The following is a 21,782-nucleotide window of genomic DNA, read 5'->3' as shown; positions in this document are numbered from 1 at the left end:
CTTAGAACTCCAAACCGGCTTCGCGGGCCGCATCGGCCAGGGCCTTGATGCGACCGTGATACTTGAAACCCGCGCGATCGAACGCGACGGCGGTGATACCGGCGGCCTTGGCACGCTCGGCGATCAGCTGGCCGATCTTCTTGGCGGCCTCCACGTTGCCGGTGCCTTCCAGCGCCGAAGCAACTTCCTTCTCGACGGTCGAGGCCGAGACCACGGTGTTGCTCGCGTCCGGCGCGATGATCTGCGCGTAGATGTGACGCGGCGTGCGATGCACGGCGAGGCGGAACGCGCCCAGCTCGCGAATCTTGAAGCGCGTGCGGCGCGCGCGGCGCAGGCGAATTACCTTCTTGTCTTTCATGGTGCCGACTCGATACGACTCAATAGTGGAATAGAAGACGCAGATGCACGTTGGCGCGGTGTGCGGAGCCTCTACCTTTTATTTGACGCTACTTCTTCTTCGCTTCCTTCAGCACGACCTTCTCGTCCGAATAGCGCACGCCCTTGCCCTTGTAGGGCTCTGGCGGACGATAGGCGCGCAGCTGAGCGGCCAGCTGGCCGACCATGTGCTTGCTCGCACCGGTGATGACGATGTCGGTCTGGGTCGGGCAGACCACGCTGATACCAGCGGGGATCGGATGCTCGACGGGATGCGACAGGCCGACCTGGAGGTTGACCTTGTTGTTGGCGACCGCGGCGCGATAACCCACGCCGACGAGCTGCAGCTTGCGCTCGTAGCCCTTGGTCACGCCTTCGACGGCGTTGCTCAGCAGCGCGCGGACGGTGCCGGCCTGCATCGCGTTGGTCTTGATGGATTCGGCGTTGACCACGGCTTCACCGTTGGCGACGTCGACCTTGATGTCGGAGGGTAGCGCAACCGTGAGGCTGGCCTTGGCGCCCTTGACGGTCACGGCGCCATTGGCGCTCGTGATCTGCACACCCGCCGGAATGACGACCGGCATTTTGGCAACTCGGGACATGGCTTCTCGTCCTGTTCTTGATCGATCGTCGCTTAGGCGACGATGCAGAGCACTTCGCCACCCTGACCAGCAGCGCGCGCAGCCTTGTCGGACAGCACGCCGGTGGAGGTGGAGATGATCGCAACGCCCAGGCCGCCGAGAACCGTGGGGATCTCGTCCTTGGCCTTGTAGACGCGAAGGCTGGGCTTGCTGACGCGCTCGAGGCGCTCGATCACGGGCTTGTTGTCGAAATACTTCAGTACGACGTTGATGGCTTTCTTGCCGGCGCCGGTTTCAACCGTTTCGAACGAGGCGATGTAGCCTTCGTCCTTCAGCACCTGGGCAATGGCCGACTTCAGCTTCGAGGCCGGGGCCGACACCGTTTTCTTGCGAGCCTGCTGACCGTTGCGGATGCGGGTCAGGAAGTCGCCAATGGGATCCGTCATGCTCATCGTCTTATTCCTTACCAGCTCGCCTTCTTGAGGCCGGGCACTTCGCCGCGCATTGCCGCTTCACGCAGCTTGTGGCGAGCCAGGCCGAACTTCTTGTACACGCCGCGGGTGCGGCCGGTCAGCTTGCAGCGGTTACGCTGGCGCGTGTAGCTCGAATCGCGCGGCAGCTTCTGCAGCGCCACGGCAGCTTCCTGCTTTTCTTCGTACGAAGCGGTCGGGCTGATGATCTTCGCCTTCAGCACTTCGCGCTTCTTGCCGAGTTTGGCGACGAGCTTCGCGCGCTTGGCTTCGCGCATGATCATGTTGGTCTTGGCCATTTGCGGTCTGCCTTACTTGCGGAAGGGGAAGCCGAAGGCGTCGAGCAGAGCCCGGCCGTCCGCATCCGTCTTCGCCGTGGTGGTGAAGGTGATGTTCATGCCCCGGAGCGTGTCGATCTTGTCGTACTCGATCTCGGGGAAAATGATCTGTTCGGTGATGCCGAAGTTGAAGTTGCCGGCGCCGTCGAAACCACGCGGGTTGATGCCGCGGAAGTCGCGGATGCGCGGCAGCGAGATCGTGATCAGGCGCTCGAGGAACTCGTACATGCGCGCGTCGCGCAACGTCACCTTGACGCCGACCGGATAGTTCTCGCGAACCTTGAACGCGGCGATCGAGATGCGGGTCTTGGTCACCACCGGCTTCTGGCCGGCGATGGCCGTCATGTCCTTCACGGCGTGCTCGATGACCTTCTTGTCGGTCGTCGACTCGCCCACGCCCATGTTGAGCGTGATCTTGGACAGGCGCGGAACCGCCATCGCATTGACGCCGAGCTTCGCCTTCAGCTCGCCGGCAATCTTGTCCTTGTACAGCGTTTGCAGATTAGCCATGACTCTCTTTGTTCCAGTTAACGCTTCCGGTCTTGGCTATCCGAACTCTTCTCGCACTTGCTTATGATGCGAGAAACCCGGTCGCCGCGGACTGAAAACTGCCTAATGAACCTAACTTTTAGTCCACCAGCGCCTGGTTGGACTTGAAGATGCGAACCTTCTTGCCATCGTCGCCGGTCTTGAAGCCGACCTTGTCGGCCTTTCCGGTCTTGCTGTTGAACAGCGCGACATTGGAGATGTCGATCGGCATTTCCTTGTCGAGAATGCCACCCGAGATACCCGCCTGCGGATTACCCTTGGTGTGCTTCTTGACGACGTTGATGCCTTCGATGATCAGCGCGCCATCGAGCACGCGCGACACCGTGCCACGGCGGCCCTTGTCGCGGCCCGTGATGACGATGACTTCGTCGCCTTTCTTGATCTTGCTCATTGCTCTCTAGCCTCGCGCCTTAGATGACTTCGGGCGCCAGCGAAACGATCTTCATGAAGTTCTCGCGCAGCTCGCGCGTGACCGGCCCGAAGATACGAGTGCCGATCGGCTCGCCCTTGCTCGTCAGGAGCACGGCGGCATTGGTGTCGAAGCGGATCGTCGAGCCATCCGGACGGCGGACGCCATGACGGGTGCGGACGACGACGGCGTCGTGCACTTCACCCTTCTTGACCTTGCCGCGCGGGATCGCATCCTTGACCGTGACCTTGATCACGTCGCCGATGTTGGCGTAACGGCGGTAGGTGCTGCCCTTGACCTGGATGACCTGGACGGTCTTCGCGCCGCTGTTGTCAGCGGCAACGAGGAAAGATTCTTGCTGCATCATGGCGAGATTCTCCTGCGTCTGCGTTTAGGCGTGCGTCTGCAGGACTTCGACCAGCTTGAAGCGCTTGGTGCGCGACAGCGGACGGGTCTCGACGATGGCGACGAGGTCGCCTTCCTTCGCCACATTGGTTTCGTCGTGCGCGTAGAGCTTGGTGGAGCGCCGCAGGATCTTGTTGTAGACCGGGTGCTTCACGCTGCGCTCCACGACGACCGTGATGGTCTTGTCGCCCTTGTTCGAGGCAACACGGCCAACGACGCGACGCTCTTTCTTCTCGGCCGTGGCCGTGGTGTTTTCAACTTCGCTCATGGCCTTACTTCGCCTGCTGATTGATGAGGGTCTTGACTTGCGCGATCTTCTTGCGCACGCCAGCGGCCAGATGAGTCTGGGCGGCCTGGCCCATCGCACCCTGGATGCGCAGATTGAACTGCTCGCGACGCAGGGCTTCGAGCTCGCTCTTGAGGCCGGCGCCGTCTTTGCTGCGCAGCGACTTCAGATATTCGGTGGTCTTCATTACAGAATCGTCCGCTGAACGAAGGTGGTCTTGACGCAAAGCTTGGCGGCGGCGAGTTCGAAGGCTTCGCGCGCTTCGGCTTCGCTCACGCCTTCGATTTCATAGAGCATCTTGCCGGGCTGCACCTTGGCGACCCAGTACTCGACGTTGCCCTTGCCGGAGCCCATGCGCACTTCGAGGGGCTTCTTGGTGACCGGCGCGTCCGGGAAGATGCGGATGAACAGCTTGCCGCCCTTCTTGGCGTAGCGGGTGATGCAACGACGCGCCGCTTCGATCTGGCGGGCCGTGATCATGCCGTGCTCGGTGGCCTTGAGGCCGAAATCACCGAAGCTCACCTTGTTACCGTTCTGCGCGAGGCCGCGATTGCGACCCTTCATCTGCTTACGGTATTTGGTTCTCTTGGGCTGCATCATGGCAGCTGGCTCCTAAATAAAACTCGTTGACTGCTGCTTATGCGGTGGCGGCTTCGGCGGCTTCTTCCTTCTTGCCGGCGCTGCCGGCGTCGAAGGATTCACCCGTGAACACCCAGACCTTGACACCGATGATGCCGTAGGTGGTCTTGGCTTCGGCCGTGTTGTAATCGACAACGGCACGCAGGGTGTGAAGCGGCACGCGGCCTTCGCGGTACCACTCGGTGCGCGCGATCTCGGCGCCGTTCAGACGACCACCGACCTGAATCTTGATGCCGCCCGCACCGAGGCGCATGGCGTTCTGCACCGCGCGCTTCATGGCGCGACGGAACATGATGCGGCGCTCGAGCTGCTGCGCAACGGATTCGGCGATCAGGCGGGCGTCGAGCTCCGGCTTGCGAATTTCCTCGACGGAAATGTGCACGCTGTCGGCCTTGAGGCCCATCTTGACGGCGACTTCCTGCTTCAGCTTCTCGATGTCCTCGCCCTTCTTGCCGATGACGATGCCGGGGCGCGCCGTGTGGATGGTCACGCGAGCCGACTTGGCGGGACGGTCGATCTGGATCTTCGAAACCGAGGCGCTGGCGAGCTTCTTACGCAGGAACTCGCGAACCGCGATGTCCTTGTTGAGGTTCTCACCATAGGCGCGCCGCTCGGCGTACCAGTTGGACGTCCAATGCGTGGTGATGCCAAGGCGGAAACCGTTCGGATTAACTTTGTGTCCCATGGCTCTGCCTTACTTGGATTCGTCCGAAACGCGGATGGTGACGTGGCTGGTCGGCTTGGAGATGCGATCGGCGCGGCCCTTGGCGCGCGGACGGATACGCTTCATCACCGGCCCGCCATCGACGAGGATCTGCGAGATCTTGAGTTCGTCGACGTCGGCACCGTTGTTGTTCTCCGCGTTGGCGATCGCCGAGTCGAGCACCTTCTTGATGATGCCGGCGGCGCGCTGGTTGGAGAACTTGAGGATATTGAGAGCCTCGTCGACCTTCTTGCCACGGATCAGGTCGGCCACGAGGCGACCCTTCTGCGGAGACAGGCGAGCGAACTTCAAAACGGCTTGGGTCTGCATGACGCGGGCTCCTTAAGCCTTCTTGTCGCCGCCGTGACCCTTGAAGGTCCGGGTGGGCGCGAATTCGCCGAGCTTGTGGCCGACCATGTTGTCGGTGATGAACACCGGCATGTGCTGCTTGCCGTTGTGCACCTGGATGGTCAGACCCACGAACTCCGGGGTCACCATCGAGCGACGCGACCAGGTCTTGATCGGCTTCTTGACGCGGCTGCCCGCCATATCACCGACCTTCTTGGCCAGGTGATGGTCGACGAACGGACCTTTCTTTACGGAACGCGGCATGGCTAATCCTTACTCTTACTTCTTCGCCTTGTGGCGCGAGCGAACGATGAACTTGTCGGTGCGCTTGTTCTTGCGCGTCTTGAGGCCCTTGGTCTGCTGGCCCCACGGCGTCACCGGGTGCGGATTACCCTGGCCGGACTTGCCTTCACCACCACCGTGCGGGTGGTCGACCGGGTTCATGACGACGCCGCGAACGGTCGGGCGAATGCCCTTCCAACGCTTGGCGCCGGCCTTGCCGTACTGACGCAGGTTGTGCTCGGAGTTGGCGACTTCGCCAACCGTGGCGCGACCGTCGGCGTGCACCTTGCGCATCTCGCCGGAACGCAGACGGATCGTCGCGTACTCGCCTTCGCGGGCGACCAGCTGCACCGCGGCACCGGCCGAGCGGGCCAGCTGCGCGCCTTTGCCGGGACGCAGCTCGATACAGTGAACGGTCGAGCCGAGCGGAATGTTGCGCAGCGGCAGCGTGTTGCCCGGCTTGATCGGCGCATCGGCGCCCGATTGCACGGTCGCGCCGGCTTCGAGACCGCGGGCCGCGATGATGTAGCGCCGCTCGCCATCGGCATAGCACAGCAGCGCGATGTGAGCCGAACGGTTCGGATCGTATTCGATGCGCTCGACCTTGGCCGGAATACCGTCCTTGTTGCGCTTGAAATCGATCACGCGGTACGTCTGCTTGTGACCGCCGCCCTTGTGGCGCGTGGTGATGTGGCCGTTGTTGTTGCGCGCGCCGGCCGGAGCATTCTTCTCCAGCAGCGGGGCATGCGGCTCACCCTTCCACAGACCCGGCGTGACCACCTTGACCTGGTGGCGACGGCCCGGCGACGTCGGTTTCATTTGGACCAATGGCATGGTCTTATCTCTCTAGGTGCTTTAGGCGCTGGCGCCGCCCAGGAAGTCGATTTCCTGGCCTTCGGCGAGCGTGACGTAAGCTTTCTTCCAATCCGAACGACGGCCCTGGAACTGGCCGAAACGCTTCGTCTTGCCCTTCACGTTCAACGTCTGGACGTCTTCGACCTTGACCTTGAACAGCGTTTCCACGGCGATCTTGATCTCGGGCTTCTTGGCGTCGCCGAGAACCTTGAACACCGCCTGGTTGTGCTTCTCAGCAGCGCGCGTGCTCTTTTCGGAGATCACGGGAGCCAGGATGATGCGGTGAATCCGCTCGCTGGAAACCTTGGTGATTTTGGTGTTGGCGCTCATGACAGCCAGGCCTCCAGCTTCTTGACGGATTCGGCCGTGATCACGACCTTTTCATGCGCCAGCAGCGTGACCGGATCGAGCGCGGCGACATCGCACAGGCCGACCTTGAACAGGTTGCGAGCGGACAGATACAGGTTGGCGTCGATGGCTTCCGACACGATCAGCACGTCGTTGACACCGAAGCCCGCGAGCTTGGCGACCAGCGACTTGGTCTTGCCGGCGTCGACGACGAAGTCGTTGGTGACGACGAGGTGACCGCCACGGGCGAGCTCGGAGACGATCGAGCGGATGGCGCCGCGATACATCTTGCGGTTGACCTTCTGCGAAAAGTCACGCGGAACCGCAGCGTGGGTCTTGCCGCCGCCGCGCCACAGCGGGCTGCGGATCGAGCCGGCGCGAGCCTGACCCGTACCCTTCTGCTTCCATGGCTTCTTGCCGCCGCCGCGGACTTCGCCCTTGGTCTTCTGCTTCTTGGTGCCCGCACGACCGGCAGCCTGATAGGCCGTCACGATCTGGTGCACGAGCGCTTCGTTGTACGCGACACCGAAGACGGCGTCGGAGACGTCGAGCTTGTCGGTGCTGTTATGAACTGAGAGTTCCATGGTGGCTCGTCCTTACTTCACGGTCGGGCGAACGATGACGTCGCTGTTCGCATGGCCCGGGACGGCGCCCTTGACCAGCAGCAGATTGCGCTCGACGTCGATCTTGACGAGGTCGAGGTTCAGCGCGGTGACGCGCTTGTTGCCCATGTGCCCAGCCATCTTCTTGCCCTTCCACACCTTGCCGGGGGACTGGCGCTGACCGATGGAGCCTGGAGCGCGATGGCTCAGCGAGTTACCGTGCGAGGCACGGCCACCACCGAAGTTCCAACGCTTCTGCACGCCGGCGAAGCCCTTGCCGATGCTGGTGCCGGTCACGTCGACGGCCTTGATGCCATCGAACGCGTCGACTTTGATTTCGCCGCCCAGCGCGAAATCAGCACCTTCGGACTCTTCGAGACGGATTTCGCGGAGCAGACGACCGGCAGCGGTGCCGGCCTTCTTGTAATGACCCGTCAGCGCCTTGTTGACGCGAGAGGTCTTGACCTCACCCGCCGTCACCTGGACAGCCTTGTAGCCGTCGGTTTCGACGGACTTGAGCTGGGTGATGCGGTTGGGGCTGCATTCGATGACGGTGACGGGAATCGATTCACCGGATTCGGTGAAGACTCGCGTCATGCCGGCTTTGCGACCAATGATGGCGATAGTCATGTCTGGTGTCTCGCCTTAGTTGACCTTGATCTGGACTTCGACGCCCGCGGGGAGGTCGAGCTTCGAGAGCGCATCGACGGTCTTTTCCGTCGGGTCCACGATCTGCATCAGGCGCTTGTGGGTGCGAATTTCATACTGGTCGCGCGCGTCCTTGTCGGCGTGCGGCGAAACCAGAATGGTGAAACGCTCTTTGCGAGTCGGCAGCGGGATGGGCCCGCGCACGACGGCGCCGGTCCGCTTCGCGGTCTCGACGATTTCCTTCGCCGACTTGTCGATAAGTCGGTGATCGAACGCCTTGAGCCGGATGCGAATAGATTGGCTGGTCGCGGCCATGCTGAGGTCTCAGTCTTTAAAAGAACGGTGGGAAACAAACAGCGGGGCGCGAATTCTACGCGCCCCGCTTAGCTTTGTGAAGCGGTTTCTCGAAGTTTTTCGAGAAATCCTTACGCGAGGATCTTGGTGACGACGCCGGCGCCGACGGTGCGGCCGCCTTCGCGGATCGCGAAGCGAACCTGCTCTTCCATCGCGATCGGGTTGATCAGCTCAACCGACACCTTGATGTTGTCGCCCGGCATCACCATCTCCGTGCCTTCCGGCAGCTCCACCGAGCCCGTCACGTCCGTCGTCCGGAAGTAGAACTGCGGACGGTAGCCCTTGAAGAACGGCGTGTGACGACCACCCTCTTCCTTCGTCAGCACGTACAGCTCGCCCTCGAACTTCGAGTGCGGCTTGATCGAGCCCGGCTTGCACAGCACCTGGCCGCGTTCGATGTCTTCCTTCTTCGTGCCGCGCAGCAGCAGGCCCACGTTGTCACCGGCCTGGCCCTGATCCAGCAGCTTGCGGAACATTTCCACGCCCGTGATCGTCGTCGTCGCCGTCGGGCGGATGCCGACGATTTCCACCGTCTCACCCACCTTCACCACGCCACGCTCGATACGACCCGTCGCCACCGTGCCGCGTCCCGAGATCGAGAACACGTCTTCCACCGGCAGCAGGAACGGCTTGTCCGTCTCGCGCTCCGGCTCCGGAATGTACGTGTCCAGCGCGTTGTACAACTCTTCAACCTTGGCAACCCACTCCGGCTCGCCAGCAATCGCCTTCGTGGCGCTGCCGCGGATGATCGGGGTGTCGTCGCCAGGGAAGCCGTACTTGCTCAACAGGTCGCGAACTTCCATTTCGACCAGTTCCAGCAACTCCGGATCTTCCACGAGATCGCACTTGTTCAGCCACACCACCACCTTCGGCACGTTCACCTGCTTGGCCAGCAGAACGTGTTCGCGCGTCTGCGGCATCGGGCCGTCAACCGCCGACACCACCAGGATCGCGCCGTCCATCTGCGCCGCTCCCGTGATCATGTTCTTCACATAGTCCGCGTGGCCAGGGCAGTCCACGTGCGCGTAGTGGCGCGTGTCCGTTTCGTACTCCACGTGCGACGTCGCGATCGTCAGAATCTTCGTGCTGTCACGACGCCCCTGCGATTCCGATGCCTTCGCCACTTCGTCGTACGCAACGTACTTCGTCTTCCCGTACTTGTCCGACGAAATCTTCGTCAGCGCCGCCGTCGTCGTCGTCTTGCCGTGGTCAACGTGACCAATCGTCCCCACGTTCACGTGCGGCTTCGCGCGTTCGAATTTTTCCTTACCCATGACAGCGGACCTCTTTGTTAGCTAATGCGTATGCGTTGAGAAAAGCGAGAGAAGAAATGCTTACTTCTTCTTCGCGAGCGCTTCGGCGACATTGCGCGGCGCTTCCTGATACTTCTTGAATTCCATCGTGTACGTCGCACGGCCCTGGCTCATCGAGCGCAGCGTCGTGGAGTAACCGAACATTTCGGCGAGCGGCACTTCAGCCGACACGACCTTGGCACCGAAGTTGTCTTCCATGCCGAGGATCACGCCGCGACGACGGTTGAGATCGCCCATGACGTCGCCGGTATAGTCTTCCGGCGTTTCCACTTCAACCGCCATGATCGGCTCGAGGATCACCGGGCTGGCCTTGGCGCAGCCTTCCTTGAACGCCATCGACGCGGCAACGCGGAACGCGATTTCCGACGAGTCGACTTCGTGGTACGAACCGTCGAACAGCGTAATCTTGACGTCGACGACGGGGTAGCCCGCCATCACGCCGGTCTTGATCGCGTCGCGCAGACCCTTGTCGACGGCCGGGATGAATTCCTTCGGAATCGAACCACCGACGATCGCGTTGACGAACTCGAAGCCTTTGCCTTCCTCGTTCGGCTCGATCTTGAGCCAGACGTGGCCGAACTGGCCCTTACCGCCCGACTGCTTGGCGTACTTGCCTTCCTGCTCGACGCCCTTGCGGATCGTTTCGCGGTAAGCCACCTGCGGCGCACCGACGTTCGCTTCGACGCTGTACTCGCGCTTCATGCGATCGACCAGAATTTCGAGGTGCAGCTCGCCCATGCCGGACATGATGGTCTGGCCGGTTTCCTCGTCGGTGAAGACGCGGAACGACGGATCTTCCTGGGCCAGGCGCGACAGCGCGATGCCCATCTTTTCCTGGTCGGCCTTGGTCTTCGGCTCGACGGCCTGGCTGATCACCGGCTCCGGGAAGATCATGCGCTCGAGCACGACCGGCGCGTTCTGCGCAGCCAGGGTCGTACCGGTATAGACGTCCTTCAGACCGACCGCGGCGGCGATGTCGCCGGCACGGACTTCGTCGACCGCCTTCTGCTCGTTGGCGTGCATCTGCACGAGACGGCCGATGCGCTCGTTCTTGCCGTTGCGCGAGTTGTAGACCGAGTCGCCCTGCTTCAGCACGCCCGAGTAGACGCGGATGAAGGTGAGCGCGCCGACGTACTTGTCGGTCATGATCTTGAACGCGAGCGCCGAGAACGGCTCTTCGTCGCTGGCCTTGCGCTCGATGATCTTTTCGTAGTCGTCGACATCGTGCGCTTCGGTCGAAGGCACGTCGGTCGGCGCCGGCAGATACTCGACGACGGCGTCGAGCATGGCCTGCACGCCCTTGTTCTTGAACGCCGAGCCGCAGAGCATCGGGAAGATCTCGAGCGCGAGCGTACGCTGACGAATCGCCGCCTTGAGATCGGCCTCATCAAGGTCGCCGTTCTCGAGGTACTTGTTCATCAGGTCTTCGCTGGCTTCCGCAGCCGCTTCGACGAGGTTCTCGCGCCACTTCTTGGCGACTTCGACCAGATCGGCCGGAATGTCACCGTAGCTGAAGGTCACGCCCTTGTCGGCGTCGTTCCACAGAATGGCCTTCATCTTCACGAGGTCGACGACGCCCTGGAACTTGTCCTCGGCACCGATCGGAATCTGGATCGGCACCGGGTTCGCCCGGAGCTTTTCCTTCATCTGCTTGACGACCTTGAAGAAGTCGGCGCCCGTGCGGTCCATCTTGTTGACGAACGCGAGACGCGGAACTTTGTACTTGGTGGCTTGGCGCCAGACCGTTTCCGACTGCGGCTGCACGCCACCGACGGCGCAGTACAGCATGCAGGCGCCATCGAGCACGCGCATGGAGCGCTCGACTTCGATCGTGAAGTCGACGTGGCCGGGGGTGTCGATGATGTTGATGCGGTGCTGATCGAACTGGTTGGCCATGCCCTTCCAGAACGTCGTGGTCGCAGCGGAGGTGATCGTGATGCCACGCTCCTGTTCCTGCTCCATCCAGTCCATGGTGGCGGCACCGTCGTGCACTTCACCGATCTTGTGGTTCACGCCCGTGTAGAACAGGACGCGCTCGGTGGTGGTGGTCTTGCCGGCGTCGATGTGAGCGGAAATACCGATGTTGCGGTAGCGCTCGATGGGCGTAGTGCGTGCCATGATCAAACTCGTTGGGAGTTCCGAGAACGGAACGGGACCCCCGATATGGGGACGCCGCCGGCTTTTACCAGCCGGCGGCTACAAGCGCGTGAAGCGGACTGCTTACCAGCGGAAGTGCGCGAAAGCCTTGTTGGCTTCGGCCATCTTGTGCGTGTCTTCGCGCTTCTTGACGGCGGCGCCGCGGTGCTCAGAGGCATCCAGCAGCTCGCCGGCGAGGCGGTCGGCCATCGACTTTTCGCCGCGCTTGGAAGCGGCATCGATCACCCAGCGCATGGCCAGCGTGGTGCGGCGGGTCGAACGCACTTCGACCGGCACCTGATAGGTGGCACCACCGACGCGGCGGGACTTGACCTCGACCGACGGCGCGACGTTGTCGAACGCAGCCTGCAGAATCACCGCCGGCTCGTTGGACTTCTTCTTGGTTGCGATCTGATCGAGCGCACCGTAAACGATCTTTTCGGCGACGGACTTCTTGCCATCTTCCATGACCATGTTCATGAACTTGGTCACGACCAGGTTCTTGTACTTGGGATCGGGGAGGATGACGCGGATTTCGGGCTTGCGACGACGGGACATGGCGAGTCTCTAGACCTTCGACTTCAGGGCTTACTTCTTCTTGGTGGCGGCAGCAGCGGCGCCCGGCTTGGGACGCTTCGCACCGTACTTGGAACGGCCCTGACGGCGCTTGTCGACGCCGGAAGCGTCGAGCGCACCACGAACCGTGTGATAACGAACACCGGGAAGATCCTTGACACGGCCGCCACGAATCATGACGACGCTGTGCTCCTGCAGGTTATGGCCCTCACCGCCGATGTAGCTGGTGACTTCGAAGCCATTGGTCAGGCGAACACGGCAGACCTTACGAAGAGCGGAGTTGGGCTTCTTCGGGGTGGTCGTGTAGACGCGGGTGCAGACGCCGCGCTTCTGGGGCGAGGCTTCGAGCGCCGGAGCCTTGCTCTTGTAGGTCTTCGGGCTGCGGCAATTCCGCACGAGCTGATTGATTGTGGGCACGCTGGATACTTCCCGGCTTGACAAAGAGAGGACAGGCCGCATTTAGCAGCCAATCTGGAAGGGCGCGCATCGTAAAGGTGCCGGAAAATGCTGTCAATACACTGGGCGCGAGCAAGTTATCTCAGACACTTGCTGGCGGATCGGTCAGAGAGCAGCTTGCCAACCCTGCAACGCAGAATGTCCGTGTGTCTGCACAAGGCGGCAGCTGCCTGACCGCGGAGAATTGCCCCCAACGGAGGACCCGTATGAGAAAAAAAGCCAATCGACGGTCATTCGTCGTCCCTGAAGAATCCCAAAAGTCACGCCCAGACAGTCAGATAGGCCCGGAAATGGCATGCTGAAAATGCCGGAAAGATAGTACCGCGGATGGATCCTGGCAATTTCAGCAAGGGTTTTCGCATGCGGCATCAGCCCACTCCCGTTCAGAGCGCCGCGTCGGTTTCGACCGGCCTGTTTCGCAATCGCCTGGATGCGCAGATCGATCTGCGGCATTCGCTGTGCAAGCGTTCGGCGGTGATGTCCTGGGACGCCATGGCCCAGCGTTGTCGAGCCTGTTGCCAGCCGAACCCAAGGCGGGCGGCCGTCCCGCTCTGTCGCTGCGCTTGATGTGCGGGCTGCTGTATCTGAAGCATGCGTACAACTTGTCGGACGAAGCCCTCTGCGAGCGTTGGCTGGAAAACCCATACTGGCAGTTCTTCTGCGGCGAAGTGTTCTTTCAAACCCGCTTTCCCTGCGATCCCTCGTCGCTGACGCGCGCTCGAGCGCCTGGGCGAAGCAGGGCTGGAAGAGCTGCTGGCGCAGAGCATCGACGCAGCCAAGGAGCTGAATGCGATCAAGCCCGCTGATCTTTCGCGCGTGATCGTCGACACCACGGTGCAGGAGAAGGCGATCGCTTATCCCACCGATAGCCGCCTGCTCGAAGTGGCGCGCAAGAAGCTGGCGCAGCTGGCGCTGCGCTGTGGCATCCCGCTTCGGCAGCGCTACGAGCGCGAAGGCCCGACGCTGCGGCGTAGGCGCTGCCGGTTCGGTTATACGCATGCCAGGCAGTTCGAGCGGCTGTGCTGCCTCCTCAAGCGCCTGCGCACGATTCTGGGCCGCTTGCTGCGCGATGTGCAGCGCAAGGCCAGCGCTGAGCAGCAAGCCGCGATGTCGCCGTGGCTGGACAGAATCGCGCAACTTCAGCAGCAAAAGCCAAAGGACCAGAACAAGTTCTACGCACTGCATGCGCCCGAGGTTAAGTGCATCGGTAAGGGCAGGCACGCAATCCTTACAAGTTCGGCGTCAAAGTCGGCTTGGCTGTCACCGCCAAGCAGGGCTTGCTCGTCGGAGCACGCAGCTTCGCCGGTAATCCCTACGACGGCGACACGCTGGCCGAGCAGATCGAGCAGGTTTCTATTCTCACGGAGGTGAAACCCCGGCACGTCATCGTCGATCTGGGCTTTCGCGGACGCAAAATCGAAGGCCTCGACATTCTGCATCGTGGCTTGAAGCACCTGACCCGAACGCAGAAACGCTGGCTCAAACGTCGACAGAGCATCGAACCCATCATCGGCCATGCCAAGGACGATTGCCGACTACGCAGCTGCCACTTGAAGGGCGCCACCGGCGATGCGATGCACGCCGTGCTCTGCGCTGCCGGCTACAACCTGCGCTGGCTGATGCGATGGATCACCGCTTTGCTGCTCACCACCCAGGCCGTGATCGGGCGAAGGCTCGATCCTCGACGCGAGGCCTGCACATCCGATGACAGATATCCCTTTATCGGTCGCTGGCTTCAGATTGAATTTCGGATTCTTCAGAGGCGACTCTGTACGAGTGGAAGCGCAAGTTTGGCCAGCCGGCAACGCCGGCCCGAGGCGATGCGGAGCAGAGCGCGGAAATGCGGCGTCTCAAGGCCGAGGTGAAGCGCCTGGCCGAGGAGCGCGACATTTTAAAAAAGCCGCTGCGTACTTTGCCAAGGCTGGCTGTTCCTGACGGCGGTGATGGACCTGTACTCGCGCCAGATCGTCGGCTGGGCGACGCAAGCGACGATGACGCGCGATCTGGTGCTGCAGGCGCTACTGGCTGCGGTCTGGAAACGCAAGCCAAGCCCCGGCGTCCTGGTGCACTCCGATCAAGAGTGTCAGTTCACCAGCGACGACTGGCAATCGTTCCTGAAGGCACATCGGATGGTGCCGAGCATGAGCCGCCGCGAGAACTGCCACGACAATGCGGTCGCCGAGATCTTCTTCGGCGCGCTGAACAAGGAGCGGATCAAGCGACGAATCTATCCGACACCCCAAGCTGCTGCGTCGGACGTGTTCGATTACATCGAGATGTTTTACAACCCGGTGCGACGGCATGGTTCCGCTGGCGATCTTTCACCGGTAGAGTTTGAACGGCGCTACGCGCGACACGGCTCTTGAGTGGCCACGAAACTCTGGCCGGTTCACCCGGGAAATTCGCCTCAACTACCACGCTCAAGTGATCGAAGCAGTGATAGAAGCCTCCGTGAACCACGGCGTCTAAAGCGCCGGATTCCGACCATATCCAACTCATCATCAACGGCGAAGAAACCGCCGAGTACAGAGTTCACCCCGGCATCGAAGTGGGGACCCTATTCCTGAAACACATAGCCGTCGATACCCCGCGGGTAATCACCCCCGAACGATCGACCATCTTGAGCGCCAGCCATAGCATTGACGATAAGTGGGTGTCCGAATTTCGGATCAAGCTCGTCATGATCCAGCTACAGACATAGACTCCCGGCATTGGTCATTTGAATATAATCCCTTTCTTTTTGATACTCCCCTGATGCCCCACGACGAATTCACGCTTCAGACACTTGTCTTGCCGCTGCTGAAAAAATGGAAATGGATCGTCGGCGCCACCGCGATCACCACCAGCATCGCGCTTGCCTACGCCCTGATTACCCCGCCGGTCTATAGAGCCGACGCACTGCTGGCACCAGTCTCCAGCGACAATGGAGGCAGCGCATTGGGTGGGCTCAAAGGGCTTGGTGGACTCGCCAGCTTGGCGGGACTGAACATGAGCTCCGCAGGTGAACGCAGCATTGAAGCGGTGGCAACACTTAAATCCCGGGCGCTGACTGAAGCGTTTGTAGAGCAGAACAATCTGTTACCTATACTTTTCCACAAGCAGTGGGACAAGGTGGCTGGCCGGTGGAAATCGGCCGATCCCGACGAAATTCCCACGCTATGGGATGCGAACGAGAAAATCGAGAAAGTCGTACGCACTGTCGGTGAAGACAAAAAAACCTCATTGATCACACTTTCGATCGAGTGGACCGACCCTGCGCTGGCAGCCAAATGGGCCAACGACCTCATCTCCCGAACTAATGACCTGCTGCGCAAACGAGCAATCGAGCGATCGGAAAACAACATCAAATTCCTTCAGCAGCAGTTAGCGCAGACCAGTGTCATCGAAATTAAGTCGTCTATTTATGGACTCGTGGAAGGTGAAATAAAAACCATCATGCTGGCGCAGACGAGCGAAGATTATGCATTCAGAGTTATCGATCCGGCCATAGTACCGGAACGCAAAATTCGCCCCAAGCGCGCATTGATTGTACTTTTAGGCTTTTTGGGGGGACTTATTTTCTCTTCGGTCATCGTGCTTCTTTTCGACCACCCGCCGCGCCCAGAGTAGCTTCTTGCCAACGCAAGTCAACGCAAATACCACCACACAAAAGCCTCCTATTCAAAAGACGAGACCCGCTTTGGCACACATTGGCCCATGTTTCCTAACAGGCCATCCCATAGCCCCACCGACATGGCATATAGTTTCTTTCCCCGCTTGTCTTCATAAATCATCGACAATGCCTCGTGGGCAAAGCGAGCTAAAAAAAAGCCTACGAGCATGGGGCTTCCAATGTTTTCGACGATAAGCCTCGTCCCGTTACGAATGATGTAGTAACGTCGCAGAGCCCGATGATTGTTTGGCTTTATGGTCAAACCCAAGAATTTCTTGACGCTACGCTCGCCAATTGCGTGTGAAATACACATACCGCAATGGACGGCCACTTTGAATCCGAGCTTCCAGGCCCTGAGGCAATATTCCGAGTCAACAAAATCGATAAAGAAGTCGTCGCGAAAAGGGCCAATGACTCCGTAGTCCCTCAGCCTCAGCCCCGCCCCGGAGGTGATGGCAAAGGTGCTAATCAGCTCGCCGTCTTGCGCGTCGAGTCTGCACGTTGCAGTCACTGGCAAGCCCGAAGTCAATCGCGTGAAACGCGCCGGAGTGCCGGAATTTCGATCAACGAAATCCGGCGCGATCATGAATTTTTCCCTAAGTCGGCAGCGCGCTGCGAAAGCCAGCATTTCTGACACATAGTTTTCGGGAACGATGGAATCTTGGTCGAAGAAAAAACACCAGTCGCATCCACTTTTTCGCAGCTCCTCCATTCCTTGATTCAGAGCCGTAGCGATACCGCGATTGTTTCCGTTAGCGACGACCTTGATGTTGGCGTGAACACCGAGCAAAGAAAGCCGCTGCGAGCCCGGAGTGTTATCTACAACGACGACTTTGTGAACTTGCCCCGATAGCGCTTGCACAAGCGCATGCACTGAATTGTCAGGATTGTAGGTCACGATAATGGCACCGGACGACATAGTTTCACCTTTTCAAGAGCAGCGCCGGGAAAGGCGCTCGACTCACATCAATCAATTGTTGCCCAGGAAAGTGTCGTAGGGCGCTATAAGCTCGAGAACGTAGAGCGAATAAAGCATTTGAGCAAAGCAAAGCGCGATCGTGCTGGCAAGGGCAGCCGATCTAACTCTGGGGATCGCACAGAAATAGCTTAGCGCGATCGGCTGCACTGCCAAGAGAAGCTCTGCAGCCCGATACGCCAATACGGGAAATCCACTGAATAAATAAAATATGCAGGGCGCGACTGCATACACTCTCAGAATCGCGCTCACCGCCGAACTTCCGGGGAACATGATCGCGCGCTGCATCAGGATCAGTAAGCTACTGGTCAACGTCGCCACAAGGAATATCGGACTCAGGACATTGATGTCCGAACTCACATCCGGCTGCAACTGCTGGATGTAGATCGCAATCTTGCCAAGCCCCACGCGCGTCGCCACTTCGACGAGAACGAGGTCTGCAGTCACCCCCGCCAAAGCGGCAGCCAATGCTGCCCACGGAGCAAACAACCAAAGCCGGCTCACAGGCCTGTTACCTGAAAGAAACGGCAAGATGAGCGCGAGCAACGCACTCGTGTGGAACGACAGTGCGATCACCCAAAGGAAGGTCGCCGCCCGCCGCCTGCCTTCCGTCCATTGCCAAAGCGCCAGAAGAACGAACGCGATCGCGACGCTTGCGCGAATCTGCGTCATCTCATGAAGCAGATAGAAGCGCGATACGTGAATCGCCAACGCAACGGCTGGCAGCGGCGTCAGCGCATAAAATGCGCGGATTTTAGCTGAAAGACTGATGACAGCGTAGAAAACAAACAGATAATTGATCGACAAACCGAGCAGCACTGTGATCGCGACAATCAGCAGGAAGGTCGGCTCCAACGACGACTGCGACATGAACTCCCGGAAACCCTGAAAGTTCAGAATTGCGGATTCAATATGTTCCGCAGCGCCCGTATAAAGTACATGGTCACGATCGACATCCCCACCACGAAATCCGGCGATTGTCGCCAACACCGCGACCGCAAGAATCAAGATCGGTGTTCTGGCCTTTGCTCCAGTTAGCTCGCCCACAGCCGTCAACACGCAAAGGGCCAGTAGCGCAATGTAGATTGTCACGCTCGGGCCAGCCCTGCACCTGCGCAAACGTCGTCGATCACATCCTCGTCGAGCAGGGCGGGCGCACGGGGCCAGTCCAGCGTCGCTGCACGATTCACAATATCGCTCTGGCTTGAATCGCAGACTGCATTCACCAATTCCGACACAGTGCGTGCGCGCGCGAAGACTCCATACAGATCATCATCGAGTGCAGGGCAAGGCTCCGGATCGAGCGCAATGGTGCCCAACCCCGCCGCGGCTGCCTCGAACAAAGTGGTGGAGGCATAGGACACTACGATGTCAGCACCTCGCATGGCCTCGCCGAAAGCGCGCTGGCGAGATTCGTTGAACGCGTGCTCCGCCCACGCTCGATATGAATTCGGATAGTTCGCAATCTTGTCCGCCGGATGCAGCCTGCTTGTCACAACCGCCACATCCCGTTCCGCAAGGCCCAAAACGAGATCGATAACGCGCAGATAGCCAGCGTCGGGAAAGTCAATGCCCAGAGGCTGTGCTGCGAAGAGCACGCGCGGCCGAAGCGCCCGAGGCCGTGGTGTCGAAGTCGAGTGCCCCCGCACAGCGCGAGGATTGCCGAATACGTCGACCTTAGTGGACCGCGCATGCTTCCGAAGCCAGCCGCAAACAACCGCGTCCCAAGCCCAGTAATGATCCGAAACAATGGGCAGATACTCGGCCATCGGCGCTCCGTGCTGAATGCAGATTCGCCTGAGCCTGCCTTCCCCGAGAGACAGCGCAAGCGCACTCGCGTGCGTGCGCTCGTTCGCTACGAACAAGTTACGCAGCGAGGCGCCCTGTCGAATGAGCGCCGCGAGCGCAACACGGCGACCCGCATCGACCAATAGATAGGGCAGCGCACCCGGCCCGTGATCCCTCAGCATCGAGCGTACCGTTTGCCGCCAATGCGAGCCCCCCACCACATCTCGAAGGGCGCGCAAGGAAAGGTGATCGATGTCTGCAATGCAGCATTTGCGGTCGAGTCTTGCCATCAACGACTCAGCCAGCTTACGCGTGCGATAAGTCGTCACAATGCCAACAGGCGCCCGATCATCCACGTAACGCTCAATCAAAGGCGCCAGAGTGGCGAAGCCATTCGCACCCGTGCCGTCAAGAACGAACACTGTTCGAACGCGATGCCATTCGGAATCCGCGGCACTGCGGACGAAAGATTGCCGCAGCATTTCCAGCCCATCCTGCATAGCCCCAAAGCGGCTGCGCCGTCCGCGGCGTCGATTGTACAACTCGAACAACAGCGCTTCGGCTTCACCCAGCAGTGGGCCCGCAGCGACCCTGAATTCGTGCCAAGCACTCCCAGCTTCAGGGTACCGTCCAATAGGGGATTCCGATATCCTCACTGCTTAACTGCTCCCATGCTCAGCCAGCTAGATTGAGGGGAGTTCGGACTCATTTCAAACTTCAAGCGCCCCCCATCCTGCAACGTCGCTGAAAGCGTAATGGAAAGCTCCACTCGATGTCGGCAATCATCATCGCCATAAAAAACGCGTTGGCGTCGATTAGAAGTAATCTACGCGCGCCGAAGCGCCCTCCCTTTATGTCCGATGATCGGCGTTATCGAAATTTCTCAATCGGGCGTTACACCTATGGGGACCCTCAAATTTTATTTGCGGGCTCCGGAGCGAAGCTGACGATCGGAGCATTCTGCTCTATCGCCAAAGACGTTAAATTGGTGCTCGGCGGAGAACACCGTACTGACTGGATAACCACTTATCCATTCATGCGAGTGCTAAAAAACGCACGTCACTTTACCGGCCACCCAAAAACAAAAGGCGACATTCATATCGGCAACGATGTCTGGATAGGCCGAGATGCCACCATTTTATCAGGCATACGAATTGGAAACGGGGCAGTGATTGCAGCCGGCAGCCTGGTCGTCCGGGATGTACCCGCTTACACGATCGTCGGCGGCAATCCAGCCAAAGTCATTCGCGCGCGCTTTACAGAGCAACAGATCACCGCACTCGAGAAAATTGCTTGGTGGGAATGGAATATCGAGGACATCACCCAAGAACTCCCGACACTGCTCTCGAGCCAAATCGATGAGTTGATCGCAAGACACCTGCCCGGATCAATTGAAGCGTCACACTGACGTGAGTACATCGCTTCTTCTCGCTCTACTCTCCATAATCCAGCTAGTCGCCGGACTCGGAGCGAGTCTGTATGTACTCACGGCACTGGGCCCCGGCATCGACGTCGATGCCTTCGTTGCTGCACAAACCGTTCCGTTGACGGTCGTAGCGATCGTAGGCACATCGCTGGCGAATATTCTGGTTCCGGTGCTGGCTTCCTTGAAACCAACCGAAGTAGGCGCCGCAACCTGGCCAGTCGCGCTTTGGGCTGGTGCGACATTCGCCGTAATTGCATCGCTGGTCGGCTTCGGGGCTCCGTATTGGGTCCCACTGCTATTCCCGGGCTTTGACGCTGCGGCAGACGCGCTAACGATCGAACTGCTCGCCATTTTGGCACCTGGAATTCTGTTCTCAGGGCTGTCCACAGTGGCCATTTCGATCAGCCGGGCCCGAGACCAGTTCGTATTAGTAGAAAGCATCGGCGCACTGGCCGCCTGCCTGAATGTTGCCGGCCTCGTCTTGCTCCTGAAATCCTACGGCATAACGGCCGCGGCTTGGCTGTGGACAGGCCGCTTCGCAATGCAGGCGTCAATGATTTTTCCCATCGCGGGCCGGATTGCTTATTCATCCTCAAGTCTAGCCGTCATCAGGACAATCTGGATACGACTGCGACCGCTGATTTTCAGTGCGACGATCTTCAAGCTCGGGCCAGTCCTCGACCGATATTTCCTGTCTTCCGCCCCACCCGGCGGACTATCGTTATTCAACTTCGCAAGCACGGCTTGCGGGGCGGGTGCATCAATAGTGGAGAAGGCGCTGGTCACTCCGATCGTGCCGTCACTAACAAGAGCTTATGTTCGACGCGACATCGACACGATGCTCAAGCTAGTGCGAAGCCGAGTGCTTCTCGGAATGCTCATTACGGCACTGGGAATGGCAAGCATCGCCATCTTTCGTCCCTTTATCGTGGATCTAGTCCAGACCCGCGGCGGGATGTCCTTCGAGCAAGCAGACTTGCTGGTCAGTCTCGCATTGATACTCACAGGAGCGGCGGCCACTATGGCAACCGGCCCAGTTGTCGTCTCAGCGTTTTATGCAATGGGCAACAGTTTGATCCCGACCGCGTTGGGCATGGGAGGCTTTGCGTTGAGTATCGGGCTCAAAATCGCCGGATACAAAATTGCGGGCATCTATGGCCTAGCCATCGCGACTACCCTTCACTATCTACTCAACTTAGGCGTTGGTCTCATCCTCCTTGAACGCGATTTGCGTGAGAAGCGAAGGTCGATTTCAACGCATCCGTGA

The 21,782-nt window shown here is 59.9% G+C and carries 28 protein-coding genes and 2 pseudogenes; 5 read left to right on the top strand and 25 right to left on the bottom strand.

Features of this window, described 5'->3' with window-relative positions; translation table 11 throughout:
- Position 1 precedes the first annotated feature (1 nt).
- The 22 genes from rplR to rpsL form a co-directional block, all read right to left on the bottom strand.
- Positions 2–358 carry a 50S ribosomal protein L18 gene (rplR, locus tag WQQ_RS10150; RefSeq protein WP_007185066.1) on the bottom strand — a complete coding sequence of 119 codons (357 nt, stop codon included), beginning with the start codon at positions 356–358 and terminating at the stop codon, positions 2–4.
- A gap of 88 nt (positions 359–446) precedes the next feature.
- Positions 447–977: a 50S ribosomal protein L6 gene (rplF, locus tag WQQ_RS10145; protein ID WP_040453341.1), complete on the bottom strand. Its 531-nt coding sequence runs from the start codon at positions 975–977 to the stop codon at positions 447–449.
- Between the two features lie 32 nt (positions 978–1,009).
- The gene (rpsH, locus tag WQQ_RS10140; RefSeq protein WP_007185064.1) at positions 1,010–1,408 is read right to left on the bottom strand and encodes a 30S ribosomal protein S8; all 399 of its coding nucleotides are present in this window, start codon (positions 1,406–1,408) and stop codon (positions 1,010–1,012) included.
- Between the two features lie 11 nt (positions 1,409–1,419).
- Positions 1,420–1,725 carry a 30S ribosomal protein S14 gene (gene rpsN / locus WQQ_RS10135; RefSeq protein WP_007185063.1) on the bottom strand — a complete coding sequence of 102 codons (306 nt, stop codon included), beginning with the start codon at positions 1,723–1,725 and terminating at the stop codon, positions 1,420–1,422.
- Positions 1,726–1,737: 12 nt separating this feature from the next.
- Positions 1,738–2,274 (bottom strand): 50S ribosomal protein L5, encoded by a 537-nt coding sequence (gene rplE / locus WQQ_RS10130; protein ID WP_007185062.1) that lies wholly within the window; start codon positions 2,272–2,274, stop codon positions 1,738–1,740.
- A 118-nt stretch (positions 2,275–2,392) separates the two neighbouring features.
- Positions 2,393–2,704 carry a 50S ribosomal protein L24 gene (rplX, locus tag WQQ_RS10125; RefSeq protein WP_007185061.1) on the bottom strand — a complete coding sequence of 104 codons (312 nt, stop codon included), beginning with the start codon at positions 2,702–2,704 and terminating at the stop codon, positions 2,393–2,395.
- 19 nt (positions 2,705–2,723) lie between these two features.
- A complete protein-coding gene (gene rplN / locus WQQ_RS10120) occupies positions 2,724–3,089 on the bottom strand; it encodes a 50S ribosomal protein L14 (protein ID WP_007185060.1) in 366 nt (121 codons plus the stop codon).
- Between the two features lie 24 nt (positions 3,090–3,113).
- A complete protein-coding gene (gene rpsQ, locus WQQ_RS10115; RefSeq protein ID WP_007185059.1) occupies positions 3,114–3,395 on the bottom strand; it encodes a 30S ribosomal protein S17 in 282 nt (93 codons plus the stop codon).
- Between the two features lie 4 nt (positions 3,396–3,399).
- A complete protein-coding gene (rpmC, locus tag WQQ_RS10110) occupies positions 3,400–3,600 on the bottom strand; it encodes a 50S ribosomal protein L29 (protein WP_007185058.1) in 201 nt (66 codons plus the stop codon).
- On the bottom strand, positions 3,600–4,013 hold the full coding sequence (gene rplP / locus WQQ_RS10105; RefSeq protein WP_007185057.1) for a 50S ribosomal protein L16: 414 nt from the start codon (positions 4,011–4,013) through the stop codon (positions 3,600–3,602). The genes rpmC and rplP overlap by 1 nt, the downstream gene beginning before the upstream one ends.
- Before the next feature lie 37 nt (positions 4,014–4,050).
- Positions 4,051–4,737 carry a 30S ribosomal protein S3 gene (gene rpsC / locus WQQ_RS10100; RefSeq protein WP_007185056.1) on the bottom strand — a complete coding sequence of 229 codons (687 nt, stop codon included), beginning with the start codon at positions 4,735–4,737 and terminating at the stop codon, positions 4,051–4,053.
- 9 nt (positions 4,738–4,746) lie between these two features.
- Positions 4,747–5,085 carry a 50S ribosomal protein L22 gene (gene rplV, locus WQQ_RS10095; RefSeq protein ID WP_007185055.1) on the bottom strand — a complete coding sequence of 113 codons (339 nt, stop codon included), beginning with the start codon at positions 5,083–5,085 and terminating at the stop codon, positions 4,747–4,749.
- Positions 5,086–5,097: 12 nt separating this feature from the next.
- Complete coding sequence (gene rpsS, locus WQQ_RS10090) at positions 5,098–5,367, bottom strand: 30S ribosomal protein S19 (RefSeq protein WP_007185054.1); 270 nt, start codon at positions 5,365–5,367, stop codon at positions 5,098–5,100.
- A 15-nt stretch (positions 5,368–5,382) separates the two neighbouring features.
- Positions 5,383–6,219 (bottom strand): 50S ribosomal protein L2, encoded by an 837-nt coding sequence (rplB, locus tag WQQ_RS10085; RefSeq protein ID WP_040453339.1) that lies wholly within the window; start codon positions 6,217–6,219, stop codon positions 5,383–5,385.
- A gap of 21 nt (positions 6,220–6,240) precedes the next feature.
- The gene (gene rplW / locus WQQ_RS10080; RefSeq protein WP_007185052.1) at positions 6,241–6,570 is read right to left on the bottom strand and encodes a 50S ribosomal protein L23; all 330 of its coding nucleotides are present in this window, start codon (positions 6,568–6,570) and stop codon (positions 6,241–6,243) included.
- Positions 6,567–7,172 (bottom strand): 50S ribosomal protein L4, encoded by a 606-nt coding sequence (rplD, locus tag WQQ_RS10075; protein WP_007185051.1) that lies wholly within the window; start codon positions 7,170–7,172, stop codon positions 6,567–6,569. The genes rplW and rplD overlap by 4 nt, the downstream gene beginning before the upstream one ends.
- 12 nt (positions 7,173–7,184) lie before the next feature.
- Positions 7,185–7,820 (bottom strand): 50S ribosomal protein L3, encoded by a 636-nt coding sequence (gene rplC / locus WQQ_RS10070; protein WP_007185050.1) that lies wholly within the window; start codon positions 7,818–7,820, stop codon positions 7,185–7,187.
- A 15-nt stretch (positions 7,821–7,835) separates the two neighbouring features.
- Positions 7,836–8,153, bottom strand: a complete 318-nt coding sequence (gene rpsJ / locus WQQ_RS10065) for a 30S ribosomal protein S10 (RefSeq protein ID WP_007185049.1) — start codon at positions 8,151–8,153, stop codon at positions 7,836–7,838.
- A gap of 110 nt (positions 8,154–8,263) precedes the next feature.
- A complete protein-coding gene (gene tuf, locus WQQ_RS10060) occupies positions 8,264–9,466 on the bottom strand; it encodes an elongation factor Tu (RefSeq protein WP_007185025.1) in 1,203 nt (400 codons plus the stop codon).
- A 60-nt stretch (positions 9,467–9,526) separates the two neighbouring features.
- On the bottom strand, positions 9,527–11,623 hold the full coding sequence (gene fusA, locus WQQ_RS10055) for an elongation factor G (protein WP_007185048.1): 2,097 nt from the start codon (positions 11,621–11,623) through the stop codon (positions 9,527–9,529).
- A gap of 102 nt (positions 11,624–11,725) precedes the next feature.
- Positions 11,726–12,199, bottom strand: a complete 474-nt coding sequence (gene rpsG, locus WQQ_RS10050) for a 30S ribosomal protein S7 (RefSeq protein ID WP_007185047.1) — start codon at positions 12,197–12,199, stop codon at positions 11,726–11,728.
- Between the two features lie 30 nt (positions 12,200–12,229).
- Entirely contained in the window at positions 12,230–12,634 is a 405-nt protein-coding gene (gene rpsL, locus WQQ_RS10045) for a 30S ribosomal protein S12 (protein ID WP_007185046.1), read from the bottom strand.
- Positions 12,635–13,033: 399 nt separating this feature from the next.
- On the opposite strand from rpsL, the pseudogene WQQ_RS24890 reads away from it, so the two are divergent.
- The 3 genes and pseudogenes from WQQ_RS24890 to WQQ_RS10030 all read left to right on the top strand — a co-directional run.
- Positions 13,034–14,343: pseudogene (locus WQQ_RS24890) on the top strand (IS5 family transposase); the annotation flags it as partial.
- Between the two features lie 246 nt (positions 14,344–14,589).
- A pseudogene (locus WQQ_RS10035) lies at positions 14,590–15,039 on the top strand (IS3 family transposase); the annotation flags it as partial.
- 388 nt (positions 15,040–15,427) lie between these two features.
- Entirely contained in the window at positions 15,428–16,282 is an 855-nt protein-coding gene (locus tag WQQ_RS10030; protein ID WP_007185041.1) for a Wzz/FepE/Etk N-terminal domain-containing protein, read from the top strand.
- Between the two features lie 47 nt (positions 16,283–16,329).
- Here the strand turns inward: WQQ_RS10030 and WQQ_RS10025 are convergent, their stop codons facing one another.
- From WQQ_RS10025 to WQQ_RS24305, 3 genes are read right to left on the bottom strand one after another with little or no spacing between them, the layout of a single operon-like run.
- Positions 16,330–17,244 carry a glycosyltransferase family 2 protein gene (locus WQQ_RS10025; RefSeq protein WP_083844484.1) on the bottom strand — a complete coding sequence of 305 codons (915 nt, stop codon included), beginning with the start codon at positions 17,242–17,244 and terminating at the stop codon, positions 16,330–16,332.
- Positions 17,245–17,295: 51 nt separating this feature from the next.
- Positions 17,296–18,393: an EpsG family protein gene (locus WQQ_RS10020; protein ID WP_040453332.1), complete on the bottom strand. Its 1,098-nt coding sequence runs from the start codon at positions 18,391–18,393 to the stop codon at positions 17,296–17,298.
- Positions 18,390–19,640 (bottom strand): glycosyltransferase family 28 protein, encoded by a 1,251-nt coding sequence (locus WQQ_RS24305; RefSeq protein WP_157534573.1) that lies wholly within the window; start codon positions 19,638–19,640, stop codon positions 18,390–18,392. The genes WQQ_RS10020 and WQQ_RS24305 overlap by 4 nt, the downstream gene beginning before the upstream one ends.
- A gap of 302 nt (positions 19,641–19,942) precedes the next feature.
- Between WQQ_RS24305 and WQQ_RS23705 the strand changes: the two genes are divergently transcribed.
- Complete coding sequence (locus WQQ_RS23705) at positions 19,943–20,497, top strand: CatB-related O-acetyltransferase (protein WP_416187296.1); 555 nt, start codon at positions 19,943–19,945, stop codon at positions 20,495–20,497.
- Position 20,498: 1 nt separating this feature from the next.
- Entirely contained in the window at positions 20,499–21,782 is a 1,284-nt protein-coding gene (locus WQQ_RS10005) for a lipid II flippase MurJ (RefSeq protein ID WP_040453328.1), read from the top strand.

It is taken from the genome of Hydrocarboniphaga effusa AP103 (genome assembly GCF_000271305.1).
In the GTDB taxonomy this organism is placed as follows: Bacteria; Pseudomonadota; Gammaproteobacteria; order Nevskiales; family Nevskiaceae; genus Hydrocarboniphaga; species Hydrocarboniphaga effusa.
The sequence above is the reverse complement of the archived record's forward strand: the minus strand, read 5'-3'. Positions and strand labels throughout refer to the sequence as shown.

Excerpts from the sequence above, each read along its gene's own strand:
- rplD (WP_007185051.1), bottom strand. The coding sequence starts at position 7,172 with ATGGAACTCTCAGTTCATAACAGCACCGACAAGCTCGACGTCTCCGAC.
- rpmC (WP_007185058.1), bottom strand. The coding sequence starts at position 3,600 with ATGAAGACCACCGAATATCTGAAGTCGCTGCGCAGCAAAGACGGCGCC.
- rpsS (WP_007185054.1), bottom strand. The coding sequence starts at position 5,367 with ATGCCGCGTTCCGTAAAGAAAGGTCCGTTCGTCGACCATCACCTGGCC.
- rpsH (WP_007185064.1), bottom strand. The coding sequence starts at position 1,408 with ATGAGCATGACGGATCCCATTGGCGACTTCCTGACCCGCATCCGCAAC.
- rplR (WP_007185066.1), bottom strand. The coding sequence starts at position 358 with ATGAAAGACAAGAAGGTAATTCGCCTGCGCCGCGCGCGCCGCACGCGC.
- tuf (WP_007185025.1), bottom strand. The coding sequence starts at position 9,466 with ATGGGTAAGGAAAAATTCGAACGCGCGAAGCCGCACGTGAACGTGGGG.
- rplP (WP_007185057.1), bottom strand. The coding sequence starts at position 4,013 with ATGATGCAGCCCAAGAGAACCAAATACCGTAAGCAGATGAAGGGTCGC.
- rplN (WP_007185060.1), bottom strand. The coding sequence starts at position 3,089 with ATGATGCAGCAAGAATCTTTCCTCGTTGCCGCTGACAACAGCGGCGCG.
- rpsC (WP_007185056.1), bottom strand. The coding sequence starts at position 4,737 with ATGGGACACAAAGTTAATCCGAACGGTTTCCGCCTTGGCATCACCACG.
- rplB (WP_040453339.1), bottom strand. The coding sequence starts at position 6,219 with ATGCCATTGGTCCAAATGAAACCGACGTCGCCGGGCCGTCGCCACCAG.
- rplC (WP_007185050.1), bottom strand. The coding sequence starts at position 7,820 with ATGACTATCGCCATCATTGGTCGCAAAGCCGGCATGACGCGAGTCTTC.
- rplE (WP_007185062.1), bottom strand. The coding sequence starts at position 2,274 with ATGGCTAATCTGCAAACGCTGTACAAGGACAAGATTGCCGGCGAGCTG.
- rplF (WP_040453341.1), bottom strand. The coding sequence starts at position 977 with ATGTCCCGAGTTGCCAAAATGCCGGTCGTCATTCCGGCGGGTGTGCAG.
- WQQ_RS23705 (WP_416187296.1), top strand. The coding sequence starts at position 19,943 with ATGTCCGATGATCGGCGTTATCGAAATTTCTCAATCGGGCGTTACACC.
- rplV (WP_007185055.1), bottom strand. The coding sequence starts at position 5,085 with ATGCAGACCCAAGCCGTTTTGAAGTTCGCTCGCCTGTCTCCGCAGAAG.
- fusA (WP_007185048.1), bottom strand. The coding sequence starts at position 11,623 with ATGGCACGCACTACGCCCATCGAGCGCTACCGCAACATCGGTATTTCC.
- WQQ_RS10030 (WP_007185041.1), top strand. The coding sequence starts at position 15,428 with ATGCCCCACGACGAATTCACGCTTCAGACACTTGTCTTGCCGCTGCTG.
- rpsJ (WP_007185049.1), bottom strand. The coding sequence starts at position 8,153 with ATGGCCGCGACCAGCCAATCTATTCGCATCCGGCTCAAGGCGTTCGAT.
- rpsN (WP_007185063.1), bottom strand. The coding sequence starts at position 1,725 with ATGGCCAAGACCAACATGATCATGCGCGAAGCCAAGCGCGCGAAGCTC.
- rplX (WP_007185061.1), bottom strand. The coding sequence starts at position 2,704 with ATGAGCAAGATCAAGAAAGGCGACGAAGTCATCGTCATCACGGGCCGC.
- WQQ_RS10025 (WP_083844484.1), bottom strand. The coding sequence starts at position 17,244 with ATGTCGTCCGGTGCCATTATCGTGACCTACAATCCTGACAATTCAGTG.
- rpsG (WP_007185047.1), bottom strand. The coding sequence starts at position 12,199 with ATGTCCCGTCGTCGCAAGCCCGAAATCCGCGTCATCCTCCCCGATCCC.
- rplW (WP_007185052.1), bottom strand. The coding sequence starts at position 6,570 with ATGAGCGCCAACACCAAAATCACCAAGGTTTCCAGCGAGCGGATTCAC.
- rpsQ (WP_007185059.1), bottom strand. The coding sequence starts at position 3,395 with ATGAGCGAAGTTGAAAACACCACGGCCACGGCCGAGAAGAAAGAGCGT.